At 64.4% G+C, this 22,974-nt stretch carries 21 protein-coding genes, 1 tRNA gene and 1 pseudogene; 14 read left to right on the top strand and 9 right to left on the bottom strand.

The genetic code is table 11. The features are described from left to right. The first annotated feature begins 71 nt into the window (after positions 1–71). The 3 genes from EJ068_RS01810 to EJ068_RS01800 all read left to right on the top strand — a co-directional run bounded on the left by EJ068_RS01810 (position 72) and on the right by EJ068_RS01800 (position 2,502). Positions 72–818 carry a response regulator gene (locus tag EJ068_RS01810; protein ID WP_127252203.1) on the top strand — a complete coding sequence of 249 codons (747 nt, stop codon included), beginning with the start codon at positions 72–74 and terminating at the stop codon, positions 816–818. After that, positions 815–2,059, top strand: a complete 1,245-nt coding sequence (locus tag EJ068_RS01805) for an ATP-binding protein (RefSeq protein ID WP_127252202.1) — start codon at positions 815–817, stop codon at positions 2,057–2,059. Before EJ068_RS01810 ends, EJ068_RS01805 begins: the two co-directional genes overlap by 4 nt. Before the next feature lie 149 nt (positions 2,060–2,208). Continuing rightward, positions 2,209–2,502: a hypothetical protein gene (locus EJ068_RS01800; RefSeq protein WP_127252201.1), complete on the top strand. Its 294-nt coding sequence runs from the start codon at positions 2,209–2,211 to the stop codon at positions 2,500–2,502. 107 nt (positions 2,503–2,609) lie between these two features. On the opposite strand, the gene EJ068_RS01795 is transcribed toward EJ068_RS01800, so the two are convergent. The 4 genes from EJ068_RS01795 to phaC all read right to left on the bottom strand — a co-directional run bounded on the left by EJ068_RS01795 (position 2,610) and on the right by phaC (position 6,879). Continuing rightward, the gene (locus EJ068_RS01795) at positions 2,610–2,861 is read right to left on the bottom strand and encodes a hypothetical protein (protein WP_129554451.1); all 252 of its coding nucleotides are present in this window, start codon (positions 2,859–2,861) and stop codon (positions 2,610–2,612) included. A gap of 136 nt (positions 2,862–2,997) precedes the next feature. Further along, positions 2,998–3,072, bottom strand: a tRNA-Glu gene (locus EJ068_RS01790). 472 nt (positions 3,073–3,544) lie between these two features. Beyond that, a complete protein-coding gene (locus EJ068_RS01785) occupies positions 3,545–4,717 on the bottom strand; it encodes a YcbK family protein (RefSeq protein ID WP_245463313.1) in 1,173 nt (390 codons plus the stop codon). A gap of 326 nt (positions 4,718–5,043) precedes the next feature. Further along, positions 5,044–6,879, bottom strand: a complete 1,836-nt coding sequence (gene phaC / locus EJ068_RS01780) for a class I poly(R)-hydroxyalkanoic acid synthase (RefSeq protein ID WP_127252198.1) — start codon at positions 6,877–6,879, stop codon at positions 5,044–5,046. Between the two features lie 97 nt (positions 6,880–6,976). Between phaC and EJ068_RS01775 the strand changes: the two genes are divergently transcribed. The 5 genes from EJ068_RS01775 to recJ all read left to right on the top strand — a co-directional run bounded on the left by EJ068_RS01775 (position 6,977) and on the right by recJ (position 13,094). Continuing rightward, a complete protein-coding gene (locus EJ068_RS01775; RefSeq protein WP_189342718.1) occupies positions 6,977–7,384 on the top strand; it encodes a hypothetical protein in 408 nt (135 codons plus the stop codon). A 50-nt stretch (positions 7,385–7,434) separates the two neighbouring features. Then, the gene (locus tag EJ068_RS01770) at positions 7,435–8,652 is read left to right on the top strand and encodes an LL-diaminopimelate aminotransferase (RefSeq protein ID WP_126060457.1); all 1,218 of its coding nucleotides are present in this window, start codon (positions 7,435–7,437) and stop codon (positions 8,650–8,652) included. 37 nt (positions 8,653–8,689) lie between these two features. Next, complete coding sequence (locus tag EJ068_RS01765; RefSeq protein ID WP_127252196.1) at positions 8,690–10,003, top strand: homoserine dehydrogenase; 1,314 nt, start codon at positions 8,690–8,692, stop codon at positions 10,001–10,003. Between the two features lie 185 nt (positions 10,004–10,188). Then, positions 10,189–11,172 carry a class II fructose-bisphosphatase gene (gene glpX, locus EJ068_RS01760; protein WP_127252195.1) on the top strand — a complete coding sequence of 328 codons (984 nt, stop codon included), beginning with the start codon at positions 10,189–10,191 and terminating at the stop codon, positions 11,170–11,172. Between the two features lie 137 nt (positions 11,173–11,309). After that, positions 11,310–13,094, top strand: coding sequence for a single-stranded-DNA-specific exonuclease RecJ (gene recJ, locus EJ068_RS01755; RefSeq protein ID WP_129554450.1), 1,785 nt, complete (start codon positions 11,310–11,312; stop codon positions 13,092–13,094). 383 nt (positions 13,095–13,477) lie between these two features. Here recJ and EJ068_RS01750 read toward each other — a convergent pair whose 3' ends face one another. From EJ068_RS01750 to folE, 3 genes are all read right to left on the bottom strand, one after another. Next, the gene (locus EJ068_RS01750; RefSeq protein ID WP_126083781.1) at positions 13,478–14,443 is read right to left on the bottom strand and encodes a patatin family protein; all 966 of its coding nucleotides are present in this window, start codon (positions 14,441–14,443) and stop codon (positions 13,478–13,480) included. 85 nt (positions 14,444–14,528) lie between these two features. Next, on the bottom strand, positions 14,529–14,987 hold the full coding sequence (gene hisI / locus EJ068_RS01745) for a phosphoribosyl-AMP cyclohydrolase (protein WP_127252193.1): 459 nt from the start codon (positions 14,985–14,987) through the stop codon (positions 14,529–14,531). A 38-nt stretch (positions 14,988–15,025) separates the two neighbouring features. Continuing rightward, on the bottom strand, positions 15,026–15,658 hold the full coding sequence (folE, locus tag EJ068_RS01740) for a GTP cyclohydrolase I FolE (RefSeq protein ID WP_040981569.1): 633 nt from the start codon (positions 15,656–15,658) through the stop codon (positions 15,026–15,028). A gap of 236 nt (positions 15,659–15,894) precedes the next feature. Here folE and EJ068_RS01735 point away from each other — a divergent pair, with 236 nt between their 5' ends. Beyond that, positions 15,895–16,341: an iron-sulfur cluster assembly scaffold protein gene (locus tag EJ068_RS01735; RefSeq protein WP_042644273.1), complete on the top strand. Its 447-nt coding sequence runs from the start codon at positions 15,895–15,897 to the stop codon at positions 16,339–16,341. A gap of 9 nt (positions 16,342–16,350) precedes the next feature. Here the strand turns inward: EJ068_RS01735 and EJ068_RS01730 are convergent, their stop codons facing one another. Continuing rightward, entirely contained in the window at positions 16,351–17,256 is a 906-nt protein-coding gene (locus tag EJ068_RS01730; protein ID WP_127252192.1) for a LysR substrate-binding domain-containing protein, read from the bottom strand. Between the two features lie 91 nt (positions 17,257–17,347). Here EJ068_RS01730 and EJ068_RS32465 point away from each other — a divergent pair, with 91 nt between their 5' ends. The 3 genes from EJ068_RS32465 to blaOXA all read left to right on the top strand — a co-directional run bounded on the left by EJ068_RS32465 (position 17,348) and on the right by blaOXA (position 18,897). Continuing rightward, a complete protein-coding gene (locus tag EJ068_RS32465; protein WP_189342194.1) occupies positions 17,348–17,506 on the top strand; it encodes a hypothetical protein in 159 nt (52 codons plus the stop codon). A gap of 66 nt (positions 17,507–17,572) precedes the next feature. Then, positions 17,573–17,941, top strand: coding sequence for a membrane protein insertion efficiency factor YidD (gene yidD, locus EJ068_RS01725; RefSeq protein WP_127386065.1), 369 nt, complete (start codon positions 17,573–17,575; stop codon positions 17,939–17,941). Positions 17,942–18,084: 143 nt separating this feature from the next. Next, positions 18,085–18,897, top strand: a complete 813-nt coding sequence (gene blaOXA, locus EJ068_RS01720) for a class D beta-lactamase (RefSeq protein WP_127253941.1) — start codon at positions 18,085–18,087, stop codon at positions 18,895–18,897. A gap of 126 nt (positions 18,898–19,023) precedes the next feature. Here the strand turns inward: blaOXA and EJ068_RS01715 are convergent. After that, positions 19,024–19,737, bottom strand: a pseudogene (locus EJ068_RS01715) (SAM-dependent methyltransferase); the annotation flags it as partial. A gap of 233 nt (positions 19,738–19,970) precedes the next feature. On the opposite strand from EJ068_RS01715, the gene thrS reads away from it, so the two are divergent. Both thrS and EJ068_RS01705 read left to right on the top strand, forming a co-directional pair. Then, positions 19,971–21,947: a threonine--tRNA ligase gene (thrS, locus tag EJ068_RS01710; RefSeq protein ID WP_127252160.1), complete on the top strand. Its 1,977-nt coding sequence runs from the start codon at positions 19,971–19,973 to the stop codon at positions 21,945–21,947. An 83-nt stretch (positions 21,948–22,030) separates the two neighbouring features. Further along, positions 22,031–22,972: a GNAT family N-acetyltransferase gene (locus EJ068_RS01705; protein WP_127252159.1), complete on the top strand. Its 942-nt coding sequence runs from the start codon at positions 22,031–22,033 to the stop codon at positions 22,970–22,972. The last annotated feature ends 2 nt before the right edge of the window (positions 22,973–22,974 follow it).

Below are 22,974 nucleotides of genomic sequence, written 5' to 3'. Positions count from 1 at the left end.
GTTGCAATTTTCCATGCCGCTTGGCGGCGTCGCTCCCTATAATCAGGAACGAAAAGGCAAGCGGGCCAAGAATGCAGGCACAACCCCACATCCTCGTCGTGGACGACGATCGCGAGATCAGGACGCTGCTCGGGCGCTATCTCGACGGGCAGGGCTTTCGCGTGTCGGTGGCGGCGGACCGGCGCGAATGCGAGCAGAAGCTCGGCTCCGGCCAGTTCGACCTGATCGTGCTCGACGTCATGCTGCCGGACGGCTCCGGTCTCGACATCTGCCGGAGCCTGCGCGATCGCAAGCCGCACATTCCGGTCATCCTGCTGACAGCGCTGAAGGAAGATGTCGACCGTATCATCGGCCTGGAGCTCGGCGCCGACGACTATCTCGGCAAGCCGTTCAACCCGCGCGAGCTTTCGGCCCGCATCCGCGCGGTGCTCAGGCGCTCGGCGCCGGAAGAAGCCGCCCCGCCCAAGGTTCGCGTCTATCATTTCGCCGGTTACAGGCTGGAGCCGGACACGCGAAAGGTGATGGATGCCGATGGCGCCCTGGTCGACCTGACCGGCGCGGAGTTCGATCTGCTGCAGGTCTTTCTCGATCGGCCGGGACGGCTTTTGTCGCGCGACCAACTGCTCGATCTGACGCAAGGGCGCGAGCGCGAGCCGCTCGACCGGTCCGTCGACGTGCTGATGAGCCGGCTGCGGCGGAAATTCGCCGAAGCGGGCGAGGAGGCATTGTTCAAGACCGTGCGCAATGGCGGCTATCAACTGACGGCACGGGTCGAGACGGCGGAGTACCGCGTCCCGACAACGGATGTCGAGCCATGACTTCGCTGCGCCGTCGGCTGATCATCCTTTTGGTCGCGTCGATCCTGGGCGTGGTCGGGCTTGCCACCTTTGTCGCCGTCAAGGTGCTCGGCGGGCCGTCGCCGGAGCTGACGATGGGGCCGCTGGCGCACCAGATCCAGTATATGATGCAATTGGTTCCAGGCCACGTGCCGAGCAGCGGCGATGCGCCGGTGACGATCAGCGATCGTCCGGCGCCCGGTTTCGAGGACCGCAAGCACACGCGGGTGCTGAACGACATGCTGCGCCAGAACGGTCTCGATGTTTCGGCGGTCGTCAGCCGCAGGGCCGGGCAACCCGGGATGATCGCCTCGGTCGCTTTGCCTGACCATCGCTGGATGATCGTCGATGTTCCCGACGTGGGCCCGCCGCGCGATGTCTGGTACGGGTTCGCCGGCTGGATGGCCTTGATCGTGCTCGGCGCCACGCCGGTATCGATCTATTTCACCGGCGTGCTGGTTCGGCCGCTGGAAATGCTGGAAACCGCCGTCAGCAAGATCGGCTCGGATGGCATGCTGGCGACTTTGCCGGAGAAAGGCTCGGCCGAGGTGAGGGCCACCGCCCATGCGCTTAACGAGCTGTCGGCAAGACTGAAGACGGCGATGGAAAGCCGCATGCGCCTAGTCGCGGCGGCCGGCCACGATCTCAGGACGCCGATGACCAGGATGCGGCTCCGCGCCGAATTCCTCGAGGAGGATCGCGAGAAATGGCTGAGCGACCTCGACGAGCTCGACCGTATCGCCGACAGCGCCATCCGCCTCGTGCGCGAGGAGGTCAACCAGGACGCGGTTGAGCCGGTGGCCCTGGACGCGCTGGTTCGCGACATCGAGGTCGAAATGGTCTCGCTCGGCCATGCGGTGACGATCGACCATCTCGACCATGTGTTCGTCAAGGCCGGCGCGCTCGGCTTGCGCCGGGCGCTGCGCAACCTGATCGTCAACGCCGCCACGCATGGCAAGAGCTGCACCATCGCGCTTGCGCGGCGAGGCGGCCAGGCGGTTCTCACCATCGCCGACCGCGGCGCCGGCATTCCGCCGGACCTGTTGAACAAGGCCTTCGAGCCGTTCTTCCGGGTCGATCCGGCGCGCACGCAGTTCATCCCGGGCGCGGGGCTGGGTCTCGCCATCGCCAAGGAGATCATCGAGCGCTATGGCGGCTCGATCACGCTGGAGAACCGGCCGGGGGGAGGGCTGCTGCAGACAGTGGTTTTTGCAACAGCCTGACCTCGGACGTTGTTTGTCCTCGGGCAATTCCAGGGTCTGGCGCGGGGTTTCAACTGCTTTTCAAGGCTTTGCTCGCTGCATCGTGACCACACCGCTGTTGCGAACCGGTGTCGCAAGATGCGAATTTGCCGATTTGCGAGGATGCCACCATGCCCATAGGCAAGATTGCGTTTTGCGCGGCAGCGATGATCGTTGCCGCCACAAACTTCGCCGATGCACGACCCGACACACGCACAATGACCTGCGCGCAGACCCAGGCGCTGATCCAGAGCCGGCATGCGGTGGTACTGACCACGGGGGCGAACACATATGAGCGCTATGTCCGCCAATTCGGCAATGAGTGCGATGCTCCCTATGTGCCGATGGTCGACTATGTTCCGGCCAGTGACGGTCGTTGCATGGTCTATCGGTGCGAAGAGCCGGCGCCGATGGTTCCGGATTGATCTGAGACTTCCGCTTCGTTCTGCTGGGCGCCTGCTTTTTCTGAGCTTCAAGCGACCTGACGACGGCGATGGCCTTCTGTTTTCCGCCACCGAGCGCCCGCCGCCGCTCACTTGACCTTCTTGATCTCCGGGCCTGACGGCTGGTCGGTCGCTCGAGCCGGCGTGCAGTCCTGCCCCTTGCACTCCAAAGCGGGGTCGTTCCTCGGCGGCAGGCAGTTCTGTCCCTCGCAGTGAACGGGCGGCAGCTGTTGCGCCGCGTCGCCGTTCGGCTGAGCGGGCTGATCCTCGGCATGGATGGGCTGCAGCCCGGCCAGGCCGGTCATTGCCGCGCATAAGAGAACTGTCCGAAGCAGGTTCATCCGCGCCTCCATGGCGAGGCAGAACTCTACACCGTCTGATCGCTGCCAACATGCGTCACCCAACAACGCCGTTAATGACGCGTTTCGGCCCGGTGAGCGCGAGGTGCCGGATTCGGCCGTTCAGGGAGGATAAGACTGGTACGCCCAAGGGGAATCGAACCCCTGTTACCGCCGTGAAAGGGCGGTGTCCTAACCGCTAGACGATGGGCGCGCTCAGACGAAGCGGCTTATAATTGCGTTGTCGCCAACCGGCAACCCATCTGCCGCCACATGCGACAACTTTTTTCAAAAGGCTGCAAAAGCCGGCTTTTCGGGGCAGGGCAGGGTTGCGGCCGCATTCGGTCACGCACCTCTGGAGATTGGCTGGGAGGCCAGTCGCGGTCGTCATTCCATGGCGGAGCAAGGAGCGAAGCGACGCGCGCAGACCATAGAATCCATTCCGTGACGCTGACGTATCGCATCGGTGCAGAATCTGCGCCGCTCTACCCTACGGTTGAGGTAACGGCATGGATCCTCGGGTCTGCGCGTCCGCTTCGCTCCTGCCCCGCCCGTGGATGACGAAGTTCAGTAAGCTTCAGCCAATCGCGAACGTCGCTGACGGTTTGTCGAAACAAACGACGGCGTCGGCGGTGATCGGCTCTCAATCGGTCAACCCGGCTATGCGCACTGGGCAAAGCCGAGTATCAGCCGTCCTCGCCGCCGCCGCTGCGGCGACGGCAGCGCCAGTTCCAGTCGCGCTCGGGACCGACGTCGATATGGACGGATTCGGTGTGGCAGTAGGTGCCGACGCCGCCGCGGCCGGGCATCGAGCGGACGTAGCTCGCCAGTTCCCACTTCGAGACGCCGGGCAACTGGATGTCGGCGGCGGCGCAGTACATGTGCAGCGAGTTCTTGGCGCCGTTGGCGCGGCGGTTGCGCGAGGGGTCGCGGTAGCCGGAGGTGACGACCATCTTGCGGCCGAAATGGCCTTCGATCGTCTTCAGCACCCGCACCAGCGACGGTTTCAGACAAGCGACGTCGACGCTTTCGTTCTGCTTCAGAAGGCCGTTGGGCGCGAGTCTTGCCATGCCGGCGGCCGAGGCCACCTGGTAGGAACCGCCGCCGCCCTCATCCTCGTTGAGGTCGACGTCGCTCTCATCGTCAATGCCGGACTTGCGCTTGATCTCGAACAGCGCGGTCTGGCGCACGCCGGGAAGGGCGTCGGCGCCGGTGATGTGATAGCTCGGGTCGTCCAGCGAGGCGAGCTGCACTGGCTTCGCGGCGGGTGTCGCGGAGGCCAGCTCAACGATCGGCTTGGCAGGGGCGGGCGCGGCAGTTGCGGTCTTGGCCTGCGCCGCCGGTTGGTCGCTGGAGCGCGAATTGATCAGCGGCGCGGGCGCGGCCGAGGCCGGCGTGGTGCTGAACAGCGAGGCAAACAGGCTCTTCTTCGGCGCGGCGACCTGCGGCTGCGCCGGCTCGCCCGCGGTCACATAGACGCCGTTGCTCATGGCCTGCGTGGTCGCCTGCGCCTTGGACGCAATGGCGGCGGCATCGCCGGCGGCGACCTGCTGGGCGACGGCTTGTGTCTGTTCCGCCGTCTGCGCCGGCTGAACCAGAGGTTGCGGCGTGTTGCCGGCAATTGCGGCGGCGCCCGTGGGCACGGCGACGTCAGGGAAGGCGGCTTGCGGCCGCGTCTCCGGCACATAGGCGACCTTCTCGGGCAAAGGCGTGTCGCCTTCGCTCATCACGGTCGCTGCCGCATCGGTGGTCGCGGATGCCACTTGGGCCGACGAATCGGCGGTTGTTGCCGTCTTGCCGCCGGACGTCGCGCTCATTTCGGTGGCGGTTGAATTGTAGGCGGGCGAAACGACCGACATCGTCGGGTCGCCGGTCGATGTGCAGGAGGCCAGAAGCACGGAGAAAAGCGCTGCCGCTATGCTGCGACCTTCCCTTCGTGCAAGACGCCAACCTACTGATTTCAAAATAAATTCCCCCTCGGCATCCGGTCGGTCCGTCATCGCCGCGCCACTCCAGCATCGCGCCGCGATAACCCTCCTGTTCCCAACCGGAAACGGGACATGTGTCGAATCTGCAAGCCTCGGAATTAATCTGCGTCGGAAGGTGATTTGAGGCCGTGAAACGATTGACGCCACCATTTCGCCCTGTTTTGGCGGCCCGTCAACTCACCAGACATTACAGTCCGTTACACACGCACCTTGACATAGGTGCCCGGCGCATCTCCCAAGGTTTTCATACGCTTGCCCGGTTTCCGGGCGGGCACGCGTATGTTGTCCTGGTTCTCGATCCAGTGCTGCCAGTGCGTCCACCAGGACCCAGGATGCTCATGCGCCGCGGCGAGCCAGGCGTTGAAATCGCCCACCGGCTTGCCGCCGGTCCAGTACTGATACTTCCTGGCGGCAGGCGGGTTGACGACGCCGGCGATGTGGCCGGAACCCGCCATCACATACTCGACGTCACCGCCGAAGAAGCGCGAGCCCAGGAACACCGAAAGCGCCGGCGCGATGTGGTCTTCCTTCGTGGCAAGGTTGTAGACGGGGATGGTGATGTCGGCCAGCGAGACCGTGCGACCGGCCAGCTCCATCGTGCCGCGCGAGAGATTGTTCTCTAGATAGCAGTTGCGCAAATAGAAGGAGTGGTTGGCCGCCGCCATGCGCGTGGAATCGGAATTCCAGTAGAGCAGGTCGAAGGGCAGGGGCTCCTTGCCGCGCATGTAATTGTTGATGACATAGGGCCAGATCAGGTCGCCCGAGCGCAGCATGTTGAAGGCGGTGGCCATCTTGGTGCCTTCGAGATAGCCCTTCTCGCTCATCGAGCGCTCGACCGCGGCGACCTGGTCCTCGTCGACGAAGACCTTGAGGTCGCCGGCATAGGTAAAGTCGACCTGGGTGGTGAAGAAGGTGGCCGATTTGATGCGATGATCACCTTCCTGCGCCAGCAGCGCGAGAGCCGCGCCAAGCAACGTGCCGCCGACGCAATAGCCGATGGCGTTGACTTCCCTCTCGCCGGTCGCTTTCTCCACGATGTCGAGACCGTATTGCAGGCCTTCGCGGATATAGGCCTCCCAGCCCTTGGCGCCGTGGCGCTCGTCGGGGTTGATCCAGGAGATGACGAAGACGGTGTGGCCCTGCTCGATCGCCCAGCGGATGAAGGATTTCTGCGGGTTGAGGTCGAGGATGTAGAATTTGTTGATCCATGGCGGGCAGATCAGCAGCGGGCGCTTCAGCACCGTTTCGGTCACCGGATCGTACTGGATGATCTCGGCGACATCGCTGCGGCCGATGACCTTGCCGGGCGTGGTGGCGATGTTCTTGCCGATTTCGAAAGGCGTGTAGTCGGCCTGGCGCAGCTTCAGGTCGCCGCGGCCGGCGGCGATGTCCTCGGCCAGCATCTTCATGCCGCGCACCAGGTTCTCGCCATTCGAGGCCACGGTCTCGCGGTACAGCTCCGGATTGGTCAGGATGAAGTTCGACGGCGCGATCGCGTTCGACACCTGCTTGACGTAGAAGCTCGCCTTATGGCGGGTGTGCTCGTCCAGGCCCTCGGCGTGCTCGACCAGCTCGTTCGCCCAGCGCGAGGTGACGAGATAGGCCTGCTTGAGGAAATCGAAGAAGGCGTTGCGGCCCCATTCGGGGTCCTGGAAGCGCTTGTCGCCGCGCTCGGGCTGAACCGCGTCCTGTGGCGCCTCGGCATTGGGATTGACCTTCTGGATGGCGTTCGCCCAGACAGTCATATAGCCGGCGAACAGACGCGTCTGCGCTTCGAGCGCGCGCTGCGGGTCGCCAAGCCAGTACTCCGAGAGCTTGGAGAAGGTCTTGACCATGTCGACGACCGGTTCGGCGACATGATCGCGCACCTCGCCCTTCTCGCGCGGTTCGGTCCAGGCGGACGCCGCCTTGCCGGCCTGTTCGATCATGCGCGCCATGTTCAAGGCGAAGCGCTCGGGATCCTTCACCAGATATTGCTCGATGGCCGAAGGTCCGCCATTTTCCGCTTTGTCCGAATCGTCAGGTTTGGACATGGTCCGCGGGGTTCCTCCCGGAGCGTTTTCTTGACATATTACCATGGGACATCCGACCGGGTCCAATTCGCAGTAACCCGGCTGCCAGGAAAACAATATGACGATTAATGTTGGCGGGACTTTTTTTCTCAGGTTCGGGTCGATCTCCCGCAAGGCGGTACTGGCCGCGCTGGTCGGCGTGCTGCTGCCCGCCGGCGGCTGCACGAGCACCAGCACCAACAATGCAGCGCCGACGGCCGTGACCGAAGGCCCGAAGGACACCGGCTCCTACCCGAACCTCAACATCCCGCCGCAGGTGGCCGCCAAGCAGTTCACCAAGGAGGAGACCGCGGCGAACCTGGCCAGGCTCAAGGCCGAGCAGCAGGCGCAGGCTGCCAAGGGCGGCAGCGTCAAAGCGCCGGCGAATTCCGCGGCGCTGAAGACGCTTGCCAAGACGCATGGCGGCGACACGTTGAAACAGATCGAGGGCAAATGCGACCCGACCCTCGACCCTAACTGCAATTAGGTTTATATCGCGCGCCGAAAGCGCCCCCTTCGATCGTGTCTGGAAATCCAATGGAAGAATTTCACAAGGTCCGCCGGCTTCCGCCTTACGTGTTCGAGCAGGTCAACCGGCTGAAGGCCAGCGCCCGTTCGCGCGGCGCCGACATCATCGACCTTGGCATGGGCAATCCGGACCTGCCGACGCCGAAAGCCATCGTCGACAAATTGTGCGAGGTGGTGCGCGATCCGCGCACGCATCGCTATTCGTCCTCGCGCGGCATTCCGGGTCTGCGCCGCGCCCAAGCCAATTACTATGCCCGCCGCTTCGGCGTGAAGCTCAACCCCGACACCCAGGTGGTGGCCACGCTCGGCTCGAAGGAAGGCTTCGCCAACATGGCGCAGGCGATCACCGCGCCCGGCGACGTCATCCTGTGCCCCAATCCGACCTATCCGATCCACGCCTTCGGCTTCATCATGTCGGGCGGCGTCATCCGCTCGCTGCAGGTCGAGCCCGACGACGGCTTCATCCCGGCGGTCGAGCGCGGTATCCGCCATTCGATCCCGAAGCCGCTGGCGCTGATCCTCAACTATCCGTCGAATCCGACGGCGCTGGTCGCCTCGCTCGACTTCTACAAGGACGTGGTCGCCTTCGCGAAGAAGAACGACATCATCATCCTGTCCGATCTTGCCTATTCCGAGATTTATTTCGACGGCAATCCGCCGCCTTCGGTGCTGCAGGTGCCGGGCGCGATGGATATCTGCGTCGAGTTCACCTCGATGTCGAAGACCTTCTCCATGCCGGGCTGGCGCATGGGATTCGCCGTCGGCAACGAGCGGCTGATCTCGGCGCTGACGCGGGTGAAGTCCTATCTCGACTATGGCGCCTTCACGCCGATCCAGGTGGCGGCCGCGCATGCGCTGAACGGCGACGGCGCCGACATCGAGGAGGTGCGCGAGGTCTACCACAAGCGGCGCGACGTGATGGTCGATTCCTTCGGCCGCGCCGGCTGGACCATTCCCGCGCCCGCGGCCTCGATGTTCGCCTGGGCGCCGATCCCGGAACAGTTCCGCCATCTCGGCTCGCTCGAATTCTCCAAGCTGCTCATCGAGCATGCGGATGTCGCGGTGGCGCCGGGCATCGGCTTCGGCGAGCATGGCGACGACTATGTGCGCGTGGCGCTGGTCGAGAACGAGCACCGGATCCGTCAGGCCGCGCGCAACATCAAGCGCTTCCTGGCATCGACCGCCAAGCAGCCCAACAATGTGGTGCCGCTCGCCGCTCGGCGCTGAGTCTGCCTATCTGGATTTTTGAGGGGCGTCGCCGGACATGGCTGAAGCGTTGCGTGTTGGAATTGCCGGCCTCGGCACGGTTGGCGCCTCGGTGGCGCGCGTGCTGCGCGACAAGGCGGCGGAGCTCACCCGCCAGTGCGGACGCGATATCGTCGTGACGGCCGTTTCGGCCCGCGACCGGAAACGCGATCGCGGCGTCGACCTCAGCGCCGCGACATGGTTCGACGATCCGGTCCAGATGGCCGAAAAGGCCGACATCGACGTCTTTGCCGAGCTGATCGGCGGCGACGAAGGGCCGGCGCGGCTGGCGGTGAAGGCGGCGCTCGAGGCGGGCCGGCATGTCGTGACCGCCAACAAGGCGCTGCTGGCCAAGCATGGCGTGGCGCTTGCCGAGATCGCCGAGAAGAAGGGTGTTCTGCTCAATTACGAGGCGGCGGTGGCCGGCGGCATTCCTGTCATCAAGACGATGCGCGAGGCAATGGCCGGCAATGCGGTGACGCGTGTCTTCGGCATCCTCAACGGCACCTGCAACTACATCCTGACCCGCATGGAAGCCGAGGGCATCTCGTTCGATGCCTGCCTGAAGGACGCGCAGCGGCTGGGCTACGCCGAGGCCGACCCGACCTTCGACATCGAAGGCCACGACACGGCCCACAAGCTGTCGATCCTGACCAGCCTTGCCTTCGGCACGAAGATCGCCGCCAACGACATCTATATGGAAGGCATCTCCAACATCAGCCAGGCAGACATCCGCGCGGCGGCCGATCTCGGCTACCGCATCAAGCTGCTCGGCGTCGCGCAGCGCACCGACAGCGGCATCGAGCAGCGGGTGCACCCGACGATGGTGCCGACGGCGTCCGTCATCGCGCAGGTGCACGGCGTCACCAATGCCGTGGCGATCGAGACCGACATTCTGGGCGAGCTTCTGCTTTCCGGTCCAGGCGCCGGCGGCAACGCCACCGCCTCGGCGGTGATCGGCGATATCGCCGATATCGCCAAGAGCCGGCCCGGATTCCAGCACGCTCCGGTGTTCGGCTGGCCGGCGAAGGAACTGAAGCCTTACAAGAAGGCGCGCATGCGCAGCCATGCCGGCGGCTACTTCATCCGGCTGACCGTGCATGACCGCACCGGCGTCTTCGCGGCCATCGCAAAGCGCATGGCCGACAACGACATCTCGCTGGAATCGATCGTCCAGCAGGCGGCCAGCGCGGAGACCCAGGCGCAGAAAACCGTCATCCTCGTCACCCACGAGACGACGGAAGCGGCGGTGCGCAAGGCGGTCGAAGGCATCACCAAGGACGGCCATCTGACCGACAAACCGCAAGTGATCCGCATCGAGCGGGCGGAATAAGCCAGGTCCGATTCCGCCTTCAATCGATTGATTTTGCTCTCATTTCGAAAAATGACGGGCCAAGTCTTGCCGTTGTCATGGAGCTTTGCCAGAAGAAGTCCGCCTCTGGCGGGAGGCGGAGCAATTCCGGTGCTCAACCGTTCTGGGATTGCTCGACGCTAACAGACAACGAGGAATGCCCATCCATGAACATCGCCCACAACATCGCTGCCGGCCTCGACCGGATCCTCACCATGGAAGTGGTGCGCGTCACCGAGCGGGCCGCCGTCGCGGCCGCCAGGCTGCGCGGGCGCGGGGATGAGAAGGCAGCCGACCAGGTGGCGGTCGATGCGATGCGACAGGAGCTCAATCGCCTCGCCATCAAGGGCACGGTGGTGATCGGCGAGGGCGAGCGCGACGAGGCGCCGATGCTCTATATCGGCGAGGAGGTCGGCACCGGCAAAGGCCCGGCGGTCGACATCGCGCTCGATCCGCTGGAAGGCACCACGATCTGCGCCAAGAACCTGCCCAATGCGCTTGCGGTCATCGCCATCGCGGAAAAGGGCAGCCTGCTGTTCGCGCCCGACGTCTATATGGACAAGATCGCCATCGGCCCCGGCTATCCGGAAGGCCTGATCGACATCGACGCCTCGCCGGCCGAGAACCTCGCCAATCTGGCCAAGGCCAAGGGCGTGGCCGTTTCCGACATCACGGCCTGCATCCTCGACCGGCCGCGTCATGCCAAGCTGATCGACGCCGTGCGCGCCACGGGCGCGGCGATCCGGCTGATCGGCGACGGCGACGTCGCCGGCATCATCCACACCACCGATCCGGACGAGACCGGGATCGACATCTATCTCGGCACGGGCGGCGCGCCGGAAGGCGTGCTGGCGGCGGCGGCGCTTCGCTGCACCGGCGGGCAGATGCAGGGCCGGCTGATCCTCGACACGCCGGAGAAGGTGGCGCGCGCCGAAAAGATGGGCATTTCCGACCCGAAGCGGGTCTATCGCGCCCAGGACATGGCGCGCGGCGACGTGCTGTTCGCGGCGACCGGCGTCACCGACGGCAATCTGCTCGACGGGGTGAAGTTCGGCCGCACCTTCATCACCACTCACACGATCGTGCTGCGCTCGTCCTCGCGCACGGTGCGCGAGATCAAGGCCAGGCACCAGGATCTGGATAAGTTCTGATTTCGCCCACTTGGGCGCCACCGCGGCGTTCCGTGGAAAACCTTCCACACTTATCCCCGGATTGCTCGCTTACGCCGAATTGCTCCCGCCGTCGCATATTGATATCTGCCCAAGATGATGTGCAGACGGCGCGTCGCATGACGGGCGAGAAACGGTTCTTCCTCGATGTCAGGCAGTCGGCGACCGGTGTTTCCTGGCAACACCGGCTGACCGAGCGGCAGGACATGGCTGCCTTGGCGATCGCGCAGGGCCACGGCGTGCCCGACATCGTCGCGCGGGTGCTTGCCGGGCGCGGCGTCAGCGCGGAGCAGGCCGAGCGCTTCCTTGACCCGACCATTCGCGAGCTTCTGCCGAATCCCGCATCGCTGACCGATATGGAAAAAGCGGCGGCGAGGCTCGCCGATGCGGTCGTCGCCGGCGAAAAAGTGGCGATCTTCGGCGACTACGATGTCGACGGCGCCGCCTCGTCGGCGCTCCTGAAACGCTTTCTCACGCATTTTTCGGTGCCGTCGGAAATCTATATCCCGGACCGCATCTTCGAAGGCTACGGGCCCAATCCGGAAGCGATGCGGGAACTGATCTCGCGCGGCGCCAAGCTGATCGTCACCGTCGATTGCGGCACCAACAGCGCGACCTCGATCGAGGCGGCCAGGGAAGCCGGCGCCGACGTGGTGGTGCTCGACCACCACCAGGTCGGCGGCCCGCTGCCGCCCGCTGTGGCCGTGGTCAATCCCAATCGCGAGGACGATTTGTCGGGGCAAGGGCATCTGTGCGCCGCCGGCGTCGTCTTCCTGTGCTTGGTTCAGACGGCAAAGCTGCTGCGCGAAAGGCTGCCGGATGCCGCGCCCGTCGATCTGCTTTCGCTGCTAGACCTCGTGGCGCTGGCGACGGTGTGCGACGTGGTACCGCTCACCGGCGTCAACCGCGCCTTCGTCGTCAAGGGGTTGCAGGTGTTGCGCCAGCAGAAGAATGAGGGGCTGGCGGCGCTGGCGCGGGTCTCGCGCATCGGTGAGCCGATCAACACCTTCCATCTGTCCTTCCTGATCGGCCCGCGCATCAATGCCGGCGGCCGCATCGGCGACGCGGCGCTCGGCAGCCGGCTCTTGGCCACCGACGATCCCGTCGAGGCGGCAAGCATCGCCGAGACGCTCGACCGGCTGAACCAGGAACGGCAGCAGATGGAGCAGGAGATGCTGGCGCAGGCGCGCGCCGAGGCCGATGCCGAGCTTGCCGGCGGCAACGGTCCGGCGGTCATCGTCACCGCCAGCAACAGCTGGCATCCGGGCATCGTCGGGCTGATCGCTTCGCGGCTCAAGGATTATGCGCGCAGGCCGGCCTTTGCCATCGCCTTCAATTCGACCGGCATCGGCACGGGCTCCGGCCGTTCGGTGACCGGCTTCGACCTTGGCCGGCTGGTGCGCGAGGCGGCGGCTGCCGGGCTGATCGTCAAGGGCGGCGGCCATGCGATGGCGGCTGGCATCACCGTCGAGCGTGCCAAGCTCGGCGAGTTGCGCGCCTTCTTCGAAGAACGCGCCGCGGCCGATGTCTTCCGGCTGCAGAATGAGGAAAGCCTGGCGATCGACGGCGCGCTGGCCGCCGAGGGCGCCACGATCGCGCTGCTCGACGCGCTGGAGAAAGCCGGCCCGTTCGGCGCCGGGCACATCGCGCCGGTCTTCGTGTTGCCGCGCCACCGGCTGGCCGACGCGCGCGCGATCGGCACCAATCACATTCGCGTCGACCTGCAGTCGCAAAGCGGCGGCAACATCCAGGCGATCGCCTTCCGCGCCGTCGACACTGCGCTCGGCGAATTCCTGTTCAAGAACAGGGGCAGGACCGTGCATATCGCCGGTTCGCTGTCGGGCAATTACTGGAACGGCAACCGCACGGTGCAGTTTCGCATCAGCGACGCGGCGCTTGCTTAATGACCTACCTTAACACAGACGTTTTGATCGGTTGGTTCGTGTGCGTTGGCAGATCCCATGCCTTGGCGATTGGCCGAGACGCCTATCGCAGTCGTCATCCACGGGCGGCAAGGAGCGCAGCTCCGTCGCGGAGACCCTGGGATCCACGCCGTGACCTGGAAGCGCCGCGGCGGTCCAGAATTCTGCACCGTTGCACACTTCGGTCCAGGTAACGGCATGGATTCCAGGGTCTGCGCGCGTCGCTAGCTCCTTGCTCCGCCCTGGAATGACGAGGTTCAGGAGCCTTCAGCTCATCGCCAACGTTTGCGCTGACTACGGCAACGGACGTTGATAGCCTTGCCCGACAAGCCTCGAATCTTTCCAAATCACTGAAGTAGCGGAATTCAGACCAGAACGGACTGCAGGCGGGTCAATTCGCTGATCTGGGACATCGTCGCCTGGTAGCCGAGGCTGATCGCCTCGTCGGCGCGATGGAATTCCGTCAGGCCGATATGGCTGAGTTTCGGCTGCAGTGACATATCCGGCGGATCGCCGGCCAGCCTGGCGCGCGAAATCCGGTCCTGGATGATGTTGAAGGCCTCGACCATGACGCCGGTGATGCCGAGGCGGCTCTGGTGCGACTGGGGATTGACCTGGCCGGGGCGCGGAGCGTCTTTCTCGACGACCAGTTCGCCGGCGCTGTGCTTGATGACGGCGGCGCGCCCAAAGAGGTCATAATGCAGGTTGACCGCCACGACGAGCGGCTGCTCGTAGGCGCGGCAAACCGAGACCGGCACCGGATTGACCAGCGCGCCGTCGACCAGCATGCGGCCGTTGCAGGCCACCGGCTCGAAGACGCCGGGCAGCGCATAGGAAGCGCGCATGGCGGTGACGAGCGAGCCGCTCGACAGCCAGATCTCATGGCCGGTGCGGATTTCAGAAGCGACGGCGACAAAGGGTTTCGACAGGTCGTCGAAGCGGGCGCCGTCGAGATGCTCACGCAGGCGCTGGTCGAGCTTCATGCCGCCGAACAGGCCGCTGCCGCGCAGATTGAGGTCGAGCAGGCCGAAGATGCGCCGCTTGGTCAGGCTTCTGGCGAACTCCTCCAGCTCGTCGAGCTTGCCGGCAAGATAACAGCCACCGACCAGGGCACCGACCGAGGTGCCGGCGATCATCGACACTTCGATGCCGGCTTCGTCGAGCGCGCGCAGCACGCCGATATGGGCCCAGCCGCGCGCGCAGCCGCCGCCGAGCGCCAGCGAGATGCCGGTCTTCCTGCCGGACTTAGGATCTGGCAAGCCGCCGGACGATGCGGGGCCGTTGGCCTCTCGAAGGTCAGGTTTGCTGCGCAATGACGCCCATTCGAGCATCATGATCTCCCTTGTCCCATATCCCTTCTACCGCAAAGGATATTTGAGAATAGTGAATCTGAGTGGTTTGTGAATATTGAATGGTTCACACCGGCTTCCGATACGTTTCTTCCGCATCGAACAGCGGCCTACTGCCGTCGCCGGCAAGCGTTGCTTTGCCGTCATTCAGCCCCACCGTCCGATAAAAACAAGAACGCCGTCCGGTGTGGCAGGTTGCGTCGTGGCCCAACACTTTCACGCGCAACCATATCGCGTCCTGGTCACAATCCGTGCGCATCTCGACGACCTGCTGGAAGTTGCCCGAGGTCTCGCCCTTCTTCCACAGCGCATTGCGCGAGCGCGACCAGTAGTGTGCAATGCCGGTTTCCAGCGTAAGCGCCAGCGCCTCGGCATTCATATGCGCGACCATCAACAGCATGCCGTCACCGGCGTCGGTGACGACGACGGCGACGAGGCCCGCGGCGTCAAAGCGCGGAGAAAAGACGGAGCCTTCCTCCAGCGCTTTCTTGTCTGACGGAGCTTTCGGGAATTCGACTGCCGACATCGCCGGTCCTTATATGTTTGGCCGGCGACGGTCGATCATCAGCCGCCTGCGCGCACCATGGTGACGAAGCGGACCTGCTCCTCGGGCGTATCCTTGAAGACGCCGGTGAAGGTCGAGGTCAGCGTGGTCGAGCCCTGCTTGCGGATGCCGCGCATGGCCATGCACATGTGCTCGGCCTCGAGCATGACGGCGACGCCGCGCGGGTTGAGCACGTCCTGGATGACGCCGGCGATCTGCGCGGTCATCGCTTCCTGAGTCTGCAGGCGGTGGGCGAAGATGTCGACCACGCGCGCGATCTTCGACAGGCCAACAACCTTGCCGTCCGGCAGATAGCCGACATGCGCCTTGCCGATGATCGGCACCATGTGATGCTCGCAATGCGAATGGAACTTTATGTCCTTGACGATGACGAGGTCGTCATAGCCGGCAACCTCCTCGAAGGTACGGCCAAGCTCGTCGGCCGGGCACATGTCGTAGCCGTTGAACATCTCGCGGAAGGCTTTGGTGACACGCTTCGGCGTATCGACCAGGCCTTCGCGATCCGGATTGTCGCCGGTCCAGCGCAGCAATGTGCGCACGGCGGCCTCGACCTCGGCTTCGCTCGGCCGGTCGGTGACGGGCTTGTCCAAATATTGTGAAGGGGGCATGATTTTCTTGATGACGGCATCCATAAAGGCGTCTCCCGTAGTCCCACTCAAAGGTGGGACGAGTTGAACGGACCATGACCTTTTGGGTGAAAATCGCCCATTTCCATCCCGCAAGCGGCGTGAACAGCGGGGCAACGAAGGCAGCTTCCGGCCGCCTTGTCGATGCCCGACTGCCACCATTATATATGGTTGGAGCGGAGCGAAAGGAAGACGCGAGAGCGGCAAACCCTGTTCGCTGGGCGGCGACGGATTGGAAAAATATGATCGACGACGTCTACAATGCGAAAATTCTCGGCTTCGCCGGAAACATCGGGCGTATCGGCCGGCTCGATCATCCCGACGCGACCGCCAGGGCGCATTCCAAATTGTGCGGCTCGACCGTGACCGTCGACCTCAAGATGGATGGCGACGTGGTCACCGATTTCGCCCATGACGTGAAGGCCTGCGCGCTCGGCCAGGCCTCTTCTTCGATCATGGCCCAGCATGTGGTCGGCGCCAACGCCGGCGAATTGCGCGCCGTGCGCGAAACCATGCTGAGGATGCTGAAGGAAAACGGCGCGCCGCCGGAAGGACGCTTCGCCGACCTCAAATATCTGGAACCGGTGCGCGACTACAAGGCGCGCCACGCCTCCACCATGCTGACCTTCGACGCGGTGGTCGACGCGATCGGCCAGATCGAGAAGAAGCGCGCCGGACAGGCGGCGTGAGGACACGGCTTAGGCCGCTCCCCTGGTTACAGCGAATTCGCTTCGGATCCAGTCGGCGAACGCCTTGGCGGGTTCGGCCAGATCCGACAAGTTCCTGGCCACCAGCCAGTAGGCGCCGGAAGCGACATCGATATCGAACGGCTTGATCAAAGTCCCCGAAGCGAGCTCCTCGCCGACCTGCAGGAGGTCGCCGAGCGCCACGCCATGGCCGAGCAGCGCGGCCTGTTTGGAAAGCGAGACGTCGGTCAGCATCGGGCCGCGCGCGGGGACCGCCTCGGCGGGCACGCCGGCCGCCTGGAACCAGCGCGCCCAGCCCTGGCGGTTTTCCTCGTGCAGCAGCGTGTAATGGCGAAGGTCGATCGGCTTTTCCAGGGGAGGGCCGGCGGCAAGCAGCGCCGGCGACAGGACCGGTGAATCGACGGTCGAGGCCAGGCGCTCGGCCTCGCTGCGCGGCCATGACGTGGCGTGCGCGCTAAAACGCAAGGCAAGCTCGGGCTGGTCGCTGCGGAACTCGATCGGCCGTGGATCGACTTCAAGGGAAACGTCGATATCAGGCCGCAACTGGCGAAAGCGATTGAGCCGTGGCACCAGCCACACGGCGGCGAGCGACGGTTCGACGCTGACGCGCGCGACGGCTTGGGCTGGCGAGGCCGTGAGCTCGGAAAGCACGCGGTCGATATCGTCGAAGCTTCTCACCAATCGGCCGAGCAGCCGATGGCCCGCATCCGTCAGTTCGACACGGCGATGGAGGCGCAGGAATAGCGGTCTTCCCAGAAAGGCCTCGAGCTCGCGTATCTGCCGGCTGATCGCGGCCTGTGAGACATAAAGCTCCTCTGCCGCCCGGCTGAAGCTCAAATGCCGGCCGGCCGTCTCGAAGCTTCTCAATGCCGTCAGCGGCAGGCGGCCCCGCTTCATTCGCATAACCTCAAGTTATCCGAGGCGGAAATTATACTCGTTTGAGGAGGAAGGCCAGCGGCAGTCTAATCCGTGTCAAAGGAGACCTGTCATGAACGAGTTCCTGGCCATTTTCAGCGACGTGGTACGGATAGCGACCTTCCAATGGCATGGTGGAGTCGTGCGCGACGGCCGCCATGACCGCCGCGATCTTCCCCCTCACCATCGCCCATGGACCGGCAGCCATCCCATCCGGCGCTCCAGGCCTTGAGGGCAAAGCATTGCGTTTCAGCGTCGAAGCCCACATCTATCGCGCAGTGAAACAGGCTGCGGAGCGATGGGCGACCATCACGGACATACGCGCCGGCCGATCCAGCGCGGACGCAATTGGCCGGGGCCATGGCGCAAGACGCCCGGGCGCATCCTCGGCACGTCACTCGTGCGCCTTTATCAGCTGACGCTTTCAGGGTTTGTCGGCAACAGCTGCCGGCACCTGCCGACCTGCTCCGAATACGCGCATGAGGCGATCGCCCGCCATGGCCTGTGGGCCGGCGGCTGGATGGGGCTGTTCAGAATCTCACGCTGCGGGCCGTTCGGAACGCATGGCATTGATCGCGTGCCGGAGGTGCTTGCAGCGCGCTATGTCTGGTTCATGCCCTGGCGCTACTGGCGGATCGGCAAAAAGCGCGGCAACCCCGAAATCTGATTGCTTCGCCGTTATGCGAACCGGATTTTAACGGTCCGGTAGGGTTAACGCGAAGCTGCACAAACATTGCCAATTTGAGACAAAATCGAGACAAGTCGCGTCGCTAAGCCGCTCCCGCAATCTCATACCGGAGTGACTTCGCCATGCGCCAGATGGACCGCTATCCTTTCATTTTTGCCATCGTCCTTTTCCTTCTGGCCTGGATGCTCGGCTTGCCGGTGCGGGCGCAATCGGCGCCGCTCAACGACATCCGCTGCACGCTGATCCAGGATGCGCAAAGCGGCGCCACGCTTTACCAGGACGGCGTCTGTGATCAGCGCGTCAGTCCGGCCTCGACGTTCAAGGTGCCCCTGGCGCCGATCGGCTATGACGCAGGCATCTTAAGCGACGTGCACACGCCGAGCTGGGACTACAAGCCGGAATTCAAGGCGGCGAAGCGCGACCAGAAGACCGTCGATCCAACGATCTGGGAACGCGATTCCATCGTCTGGTACTCGCGCGAGATCACGCGGCGGCTCGGCGCCGAAAAATTCGCCGGCTACGTGTCGAAATTCGGCTATGGCAACAAGGACGTCTCGGGCGATGCCGGCAAGGATAACGGACTGACGCAATCCTGGATCAATTCCTCGCTCGAAATATCGCCGGTCGAGCAGACGGCGTTCCTGCGCCAACTGCTCGCCGGCAAGATGCCGGTGTCGGCGAAGGCGCATGAAATGACCAGGGCAATCCTGCCGACCTTCGCGGCAGCAGACTGGACGGTGCAGGGCAAGACCGGCAGCACCAGGCTTGGCCAGGATGGCAGGCGCTCGCTTGGGTGGTTCGTCGGCTGGGCCGAGAAGGGCGGGCGCCGCATCGTCTTTGCAAGGCTGGTTGTCGACACCAAGCGTACCGGCGAGCCGAAGGGGCTTGCGACGCGCGCGGCGCTCCTGAAGGATTTGCCGCAACTGGTGAAGTAGCCTCTCCCAAACGCTGCGGCGGGCGCGCAGGATGTGCCCGCCGGAATTGCCTTTGGTGCTCGGGGCCCTGGCAAAACGGGCGGCAATGTCGCCGTTATCGAGATCCTCGATATCGTCGAAGCCGAGATCGGCGAGCGACTTCGCCAATTCGTCCGGGGCAAAGAAGCTGATCCAGGGCTCGCCGACCGCCGCGACGCGCGCCGCATAGAAGGCAAGCGTCGCCCGGCCCGTCGCGTCGCGATCCTCGGCCGGCTCGCTGTAGTCGAACACGACCTCCGAGCCGGGGAGGCCGGCAATGTAGCCAAGCGTGGCAAAAATCGCTTCGCGCGTCAGGTAGGGCACGAAGCCCAGCCAGATGAAGAAGCCCGGCTCGGTCGTTTTCAGACCAGCAGCCGCCAATTCGCCTGCCAGACTCTGGCGTTCGAAATCGACCGGCACGAAGGCGGCGCCGGCCGGCTCGGCAAGACCGGCCTCGGCAATGCGTTGGCGCTTCCAGGCCTGCGTCGCCGGATGATCGACCTCAAAGACCGCGAGGTCGGGATATGGATTGCGCAGCGCAAAAGTGTCGAGGCCGGCGCCAATGACGACGACTTGGCGGACGCCGCGCCGCACTGCCGCCGACAGCCAATCCTCAGCGAGGCGGTCGCGTGAGGCAACGAACAGGCGCATGCGACGCCCATGCTCGTCTTCCTGCGAGAGTTCCCCGGCGTTCGGCGCGGCCTCGCCCAGAATCGCAAGCGCGTAGGGATCGCGAAACAGCGCCGCCTGCGGTGAGAATTGATGAAGAGCCCGCAAGCGCGCGACGCGCAGGGCGGTTCGGCTGGGGGATGCGTCTTCCATGCCTATATAAAAGCCGCGCCGTGCTCCGTTCACAAGCCCGCGCTTGCGACGTTGCTCGCGACATTTCCTGACGGCCGCTCTTTACGCCGCGCGGCACTGCCTCTAAAACCGCGCCGCCGGCCATCATCCCCTTGATTGGCGCCTCCGGCTAACCCTCTGCATGCCGCAACGCATCCTGCGGCCCGCATTTTCACCACCCGCGCTCGTTTGCGGGACTGGATAGGAGAATCCTGATGCCGAATTCCGTTTCCCTGACATTTCCCGATGGTTCCGTCCGCGACTACGACGCGGCGCTGACCGGCGCGGGCCTTGCCGAGTCGATCTCAAAGTCGCTGGCCAAGAAGGCTGTCGCCTACAGCCTCGACGGCACCGTGCGCGATCTTTCCGATCCGCTCGGCATGTCCGGCAAGGTCGAGATCATCACCCGCGAGGATCCGCGCGCGCTGGAGCTCATCCGACACGATGCGGCGCATGTGCTGGCCGAGGCCGTGCAGGAACTGTGGCCGGGAACGCAGGTGACCATCGGGCCGGTGATCGAGAACGGGTTCTATTACGACTTTGCGCGCAACGAGCCGTTCACGCCGGACGATTTCCCGGTGATCGAGAAGAAGATGCGCGAGATCATCCAGCGCAACAAGCCGTTCACCAAGGAAGTGTGGTCGCGCGAGAAGGCGAAGAAGGTCTTCGCCGAGAAGGGCGAGCGCTACAAGCTCGAGCTGATCGACGCCATCCCTGAGGACCAGGACCTCAAGATCTACGCGCAGGGCGACTGGTTCGACCTCTGTCGCGGTCCGCACATGGCTTCGACCGGGCAGATCGGCAACGCCTTCAAGCTGATGAAGGTGGCAGGCGCGTACTGGCGCGGCGATTCCAACAACCCGATGCTGACGCGCATTTACGGCACCGCCTGGGCCGACCAGGCGCAGCTCGACGCCTACCAGACGCTGCTGGAAGAGGCCGAGAAGCGCGATCACCGCAAGCTCGGCCGCGAGATGGACCTGTTCCATTTCCAGGAAGAGGGGCCGGGCGTCGTCTTCTGGCACGCCAAGGGCTGGAAGATGGTGCAGAACCTGATCAACTACATGCGCCGCCGCCTCGACGAGCACGGCTATCAGGAAGTCAACGCGCCGCAGGTGCTGGACAAGAGCCTGTGGGAAACGTCGGGACACTGGGGCTGGTATCGCGATGCGATGTTCAAGGTGACTGTCGCCGGTGACGACACCGACGACGACCGCGTCTTCGCACTGAAGCCGATGAACTGCCCCGGCCATGTGCAGATCTTCAAGCATGGGTTGAAGTCCTACCGCGAACTGCCCGTAAAGCTTGCGGAGTTCGGCAATGTGCACCGCTACGAACCGTCCGGCGCGCTGCACGGGCTGATGCGCGTGCGCGGCTTCACGCAGGACGACGCGCATATCTTCTGCACGGAGGAGCAGCTCGCGGCCGAATGCCTGCGCATCAACGACCTGATCCTGTCGACCTATGCCGATTTCGGCTTCGACGAGGTCAGCGTGAAGCTGTCGACGCGGCCGGACAAGCGCGTCGGCACCGACGAGGCCTGGGACCATGCCGAGGCGATCATGAGCAATGTGCTGGAGACGATCCGCACGCGCTCCGGCAACCGCATCAAGACCTCGATCAATCCGGGCGAGGGCGCCTTCTACGGGCCGAAATTCGAATATGTGCTGAAGGACGCCATCGGCCGCGAATGGCAATGCGGCACCACGCAGGTCGACTTCAACCTGCCGGAACGCTTCGGCGCCTTCTATATCGGCTCGGATTCGGAAAAGAAGCAGCCGGTGATGGTGCATCGCGCCGTCTGCGGCTCGATGGAGCGGTTCCTCGGCATCCTGATCGAGAACTATTCCGGCCATTTCCCGCTGTGGTTCGCGCCGCTGCAGGTGGTAGTGGCGACGATCACCTCGGATGCGGACGAATACGCCTTGAAAGTCGTCGACCGGTTGAAGGCCGCAGGGCTGCTCGCCGAAGCCGACCTGCGCAACGAGAAGATCAACTACAAGGTGCGCGAGCATTCGCTCGCCAAGGTGCCGGTCATCCTCGTTTGCGGCAAGCGCGAGGCCGAGGAAGAAACCGTCAATCTCCGCCGGCTGGGCTCCCGCGACCAGGAATCGCTGAAGCTCGAGGACGCGGTGAAGGCGCTCGCCGACGAGGCGGTCTCGCCGGATCGCAAGCGTCGCGCGGCGGCCTGACATACCGACACTTTCTAAAATGGCGGTGGCCGGTCCACCGCCATTTTCATATGCCTGTCACGCCAGCCCTGTAACGAGCCGCCATGCTCAAATTGAAACCGCGGGAAAGACGTTTTCCCGAGCTCTCCTATGCCAACCCGCATCAGCCGGTGCTGACGCGCTGGTTCATCCATTCGGTCGAGGGCCTGTCGGGTCGCGACCGCTTCGCCGTGCTTTACGATTTCTGGCGCAGGCAGGTGGTGCCGACCGGCGACCGCGTGTTCAGCCGTATGCTGGAACTGATCGACGTCAAGGTCCGCAACGCCGTGCAATGGCCGCCGGCGGCGCTGCTGGACACGCCGCTGGTGATTGTCGCCAACCATCCCTTCGGCATCGGCGACGGCATTGCCGTGCTTTCGCTGGTCGAGCAGCTCGGCCGGCCTTTCCGGGTCATGATCCACAAGGATCTGCTCAGGATCCGCGAGATGGAGCCCTATTCGCTGCCCATCGATTTTTCCGAAACGAAGGAAGCGCTGAAGAACAACATGGCGGTGCGCCATGAGGCCGTGCGTCTGCTGAAGGAAGGCGTCACCATCGTCGTCTTCCCGGCCGGCGGCGTCGCTACGGCGCCGAAGGGTTTCGGCCGCGCCATCGACCTGCCGTGGAAGATGTTCCCGGCCAAGCTCGTCCAGGACGCCAAGGCCTCGGTTATCCCGATGCATTTCTCCGGCCAGAACGGCCGCCTGTTCCACCTCGTCAGCGGCCCGATGAACATGGCCGAGCGCGACAATCGCGTGGCGAAGTTCATCGGCAAGGCGTCGCTGACGCTGCGCACCTCGTTGCTCATCCGCGAGTTCGCGCGGCTGTCGGGCAAGGCGATCGAGGTGCGCATCGGCGATGTGCTGAGATGGAGCGAACTCGAGCAGCTGCGCGACCGTAAAGTGCTGCTCGACCGGCTCTATCGCGCCGTTTTCGATCTGGCTTCGCCGGTCGCGCCGCGCGGGCGCGTGCCGTTCCTGCCGAAGCGTATGCGCAAGGCGGCCTGACA

This window comes from Mesorhizobium sp. M2A.F.Ca.ET.043.02.1.1 (assembly GCF_003952405.1).
GTDB lineage: Bacteria > Pseudomonadota > Alphaproteobacteria > Rhizobiales > Rhizobiaceae > Mesorhizobium.
This window is presented reverse-complemented; position numbering and strand designations above follow the sequence as displayed.

Coding starts and splice junctions, on each gene's coding strand:
- EJ068_RS32465 (WP_189342194.1), top strand. CDS start 17,348: ATGAACGAGTTCCTGGCCATTTTCAGCGACGTGGTACGGATAGCGACC.
- EJ068_RS01785 (WP_245463313.1), bottom strand. CDS start 4,717: ATGTCGGTCGTTTCGCCCGCCTACAATTCAACCGCCACCGAAATGAGC.
- phaC (WP_127252198.1), bottom strand. CDS start 6,879: ATGTCCAAACCTGACGATTCGGACAAAGCGGAAAATGGCGGACCTTCG.
- EJ068_RS01795 (WP_129554451.1), bottom strand. CDS start 2,861: ATGAACCTGCTTCGGACAGTTCTCTTATGCGCGGCAATGACCGGCCTG.
- hisI (WP_127252193.1), bottom strand. CDS start 14,987: ATGTCGGCAGTCGAATTCCCGAAAGCTCCGTCAGACAAGAAAGCGCTG.
- glpX (WP_127252195.1), top strand. CDS start 10,189: ATGAACATCGCCCACAACATCGCTGCCGGCCTCGACCGGATCCTCACC.
- EJ068_RS01765 (WP_127252196.1), top strand. CDS start 8,690: ATGGCTGAAGCGTTGCGTGTTGGAATTGCCGGCCTCGGCACGGTTGGC.
- EJ068_RS01810 (WP_127252203.1), top strand. CDS start 72: ATGCAGGCACAACCCCACATCCTCGTCGTGGACGACGATCGCGAGATC.
- blaOXA (WP_127253941.1), top strand. CDS start 18,085: ATGCGCCAGATGGACCGCTATCCTTTCATTTTTGCCATCGTCCTTTTC.
- folE (WP_040981569.1), bottom strand. CDS start 15,658: ATGGATGCCGTCATCAAGAAAATCATGCCCCCTTCACAATATTTGGAC.
- EJ068_RS01800 (WP_127252201.1), top strand. CDS start 2,209: ATGCCCATAGGCAAGATTGCGTTTTGCGCGGCAGCGATGATCGTTGCC.
- EJ068_RS01770 (WP_126060457.1), top strand. CDS start 7,435: ATGGAAGAATTTCACAAGGTCCGCCGGCTTCCGCCTTACGTGTTCGAG.
- EJ068_RS01735 (WP_042644273.1), top strand. CDS start 15,895: ATGATCGACGACGTCTACAATGCGAAAATTCTCGGCTTCGCCGGAAAC.
- recJ (WP_129554450.1), top strand. CDS start 11,310: ATGACGGGCGAGAAACGGTTCTTCCTCGATGTCAGGCAGTCGGCGACC.
- EJ068_RS01750 (WP_126083781.1), bottom strand. CDS start 14,443: ATGCTCGAATGGGCGTCATTGCGCAGCAAACCTGACCTTCGAGAGGCC.
- EJ068_RS01705 (WP_127252159.1), top strand. CDS start 22,031: ATGCTCAAATTGAAACCGCGGGAAAGACGTTTTCCCGAGCTCTCCTAT.
- thrS (WP_127252160.1), top strand. CDS start 19,971: ATGCCGAATTCCGTTTCCCTGACATTTCCCGATGGTTCCGTCCGCGAC.
- EJ068_RS01775 (WP_189342718.1), top strand. CDS start 6,977: ATGACGATTAATGTTGGCGGGACTTTTTTTCTCAGGTTCGGGTCGATC.
- EJ068_RS01730 (WP_127252192.1), bottom strand. CDS start 17,256: ATGAAGCGGGGCCGCCTGCCGCTGACGGCATTGAGAAGCTTCGAGACG.
- EJ068_RS01805 (WP_127252202.1), top strand. CDS start 815: ATGACTTCGCTGCGCCGTCGGCTGATCATCCTTTTGGTCGCGTCGATC.
- yidD (WP_127386065.1), top strand. CDS start 17,573: ATGGGCGACCATCACGGACATACGCGCCGGCCGATCCAGCGCGGACGC.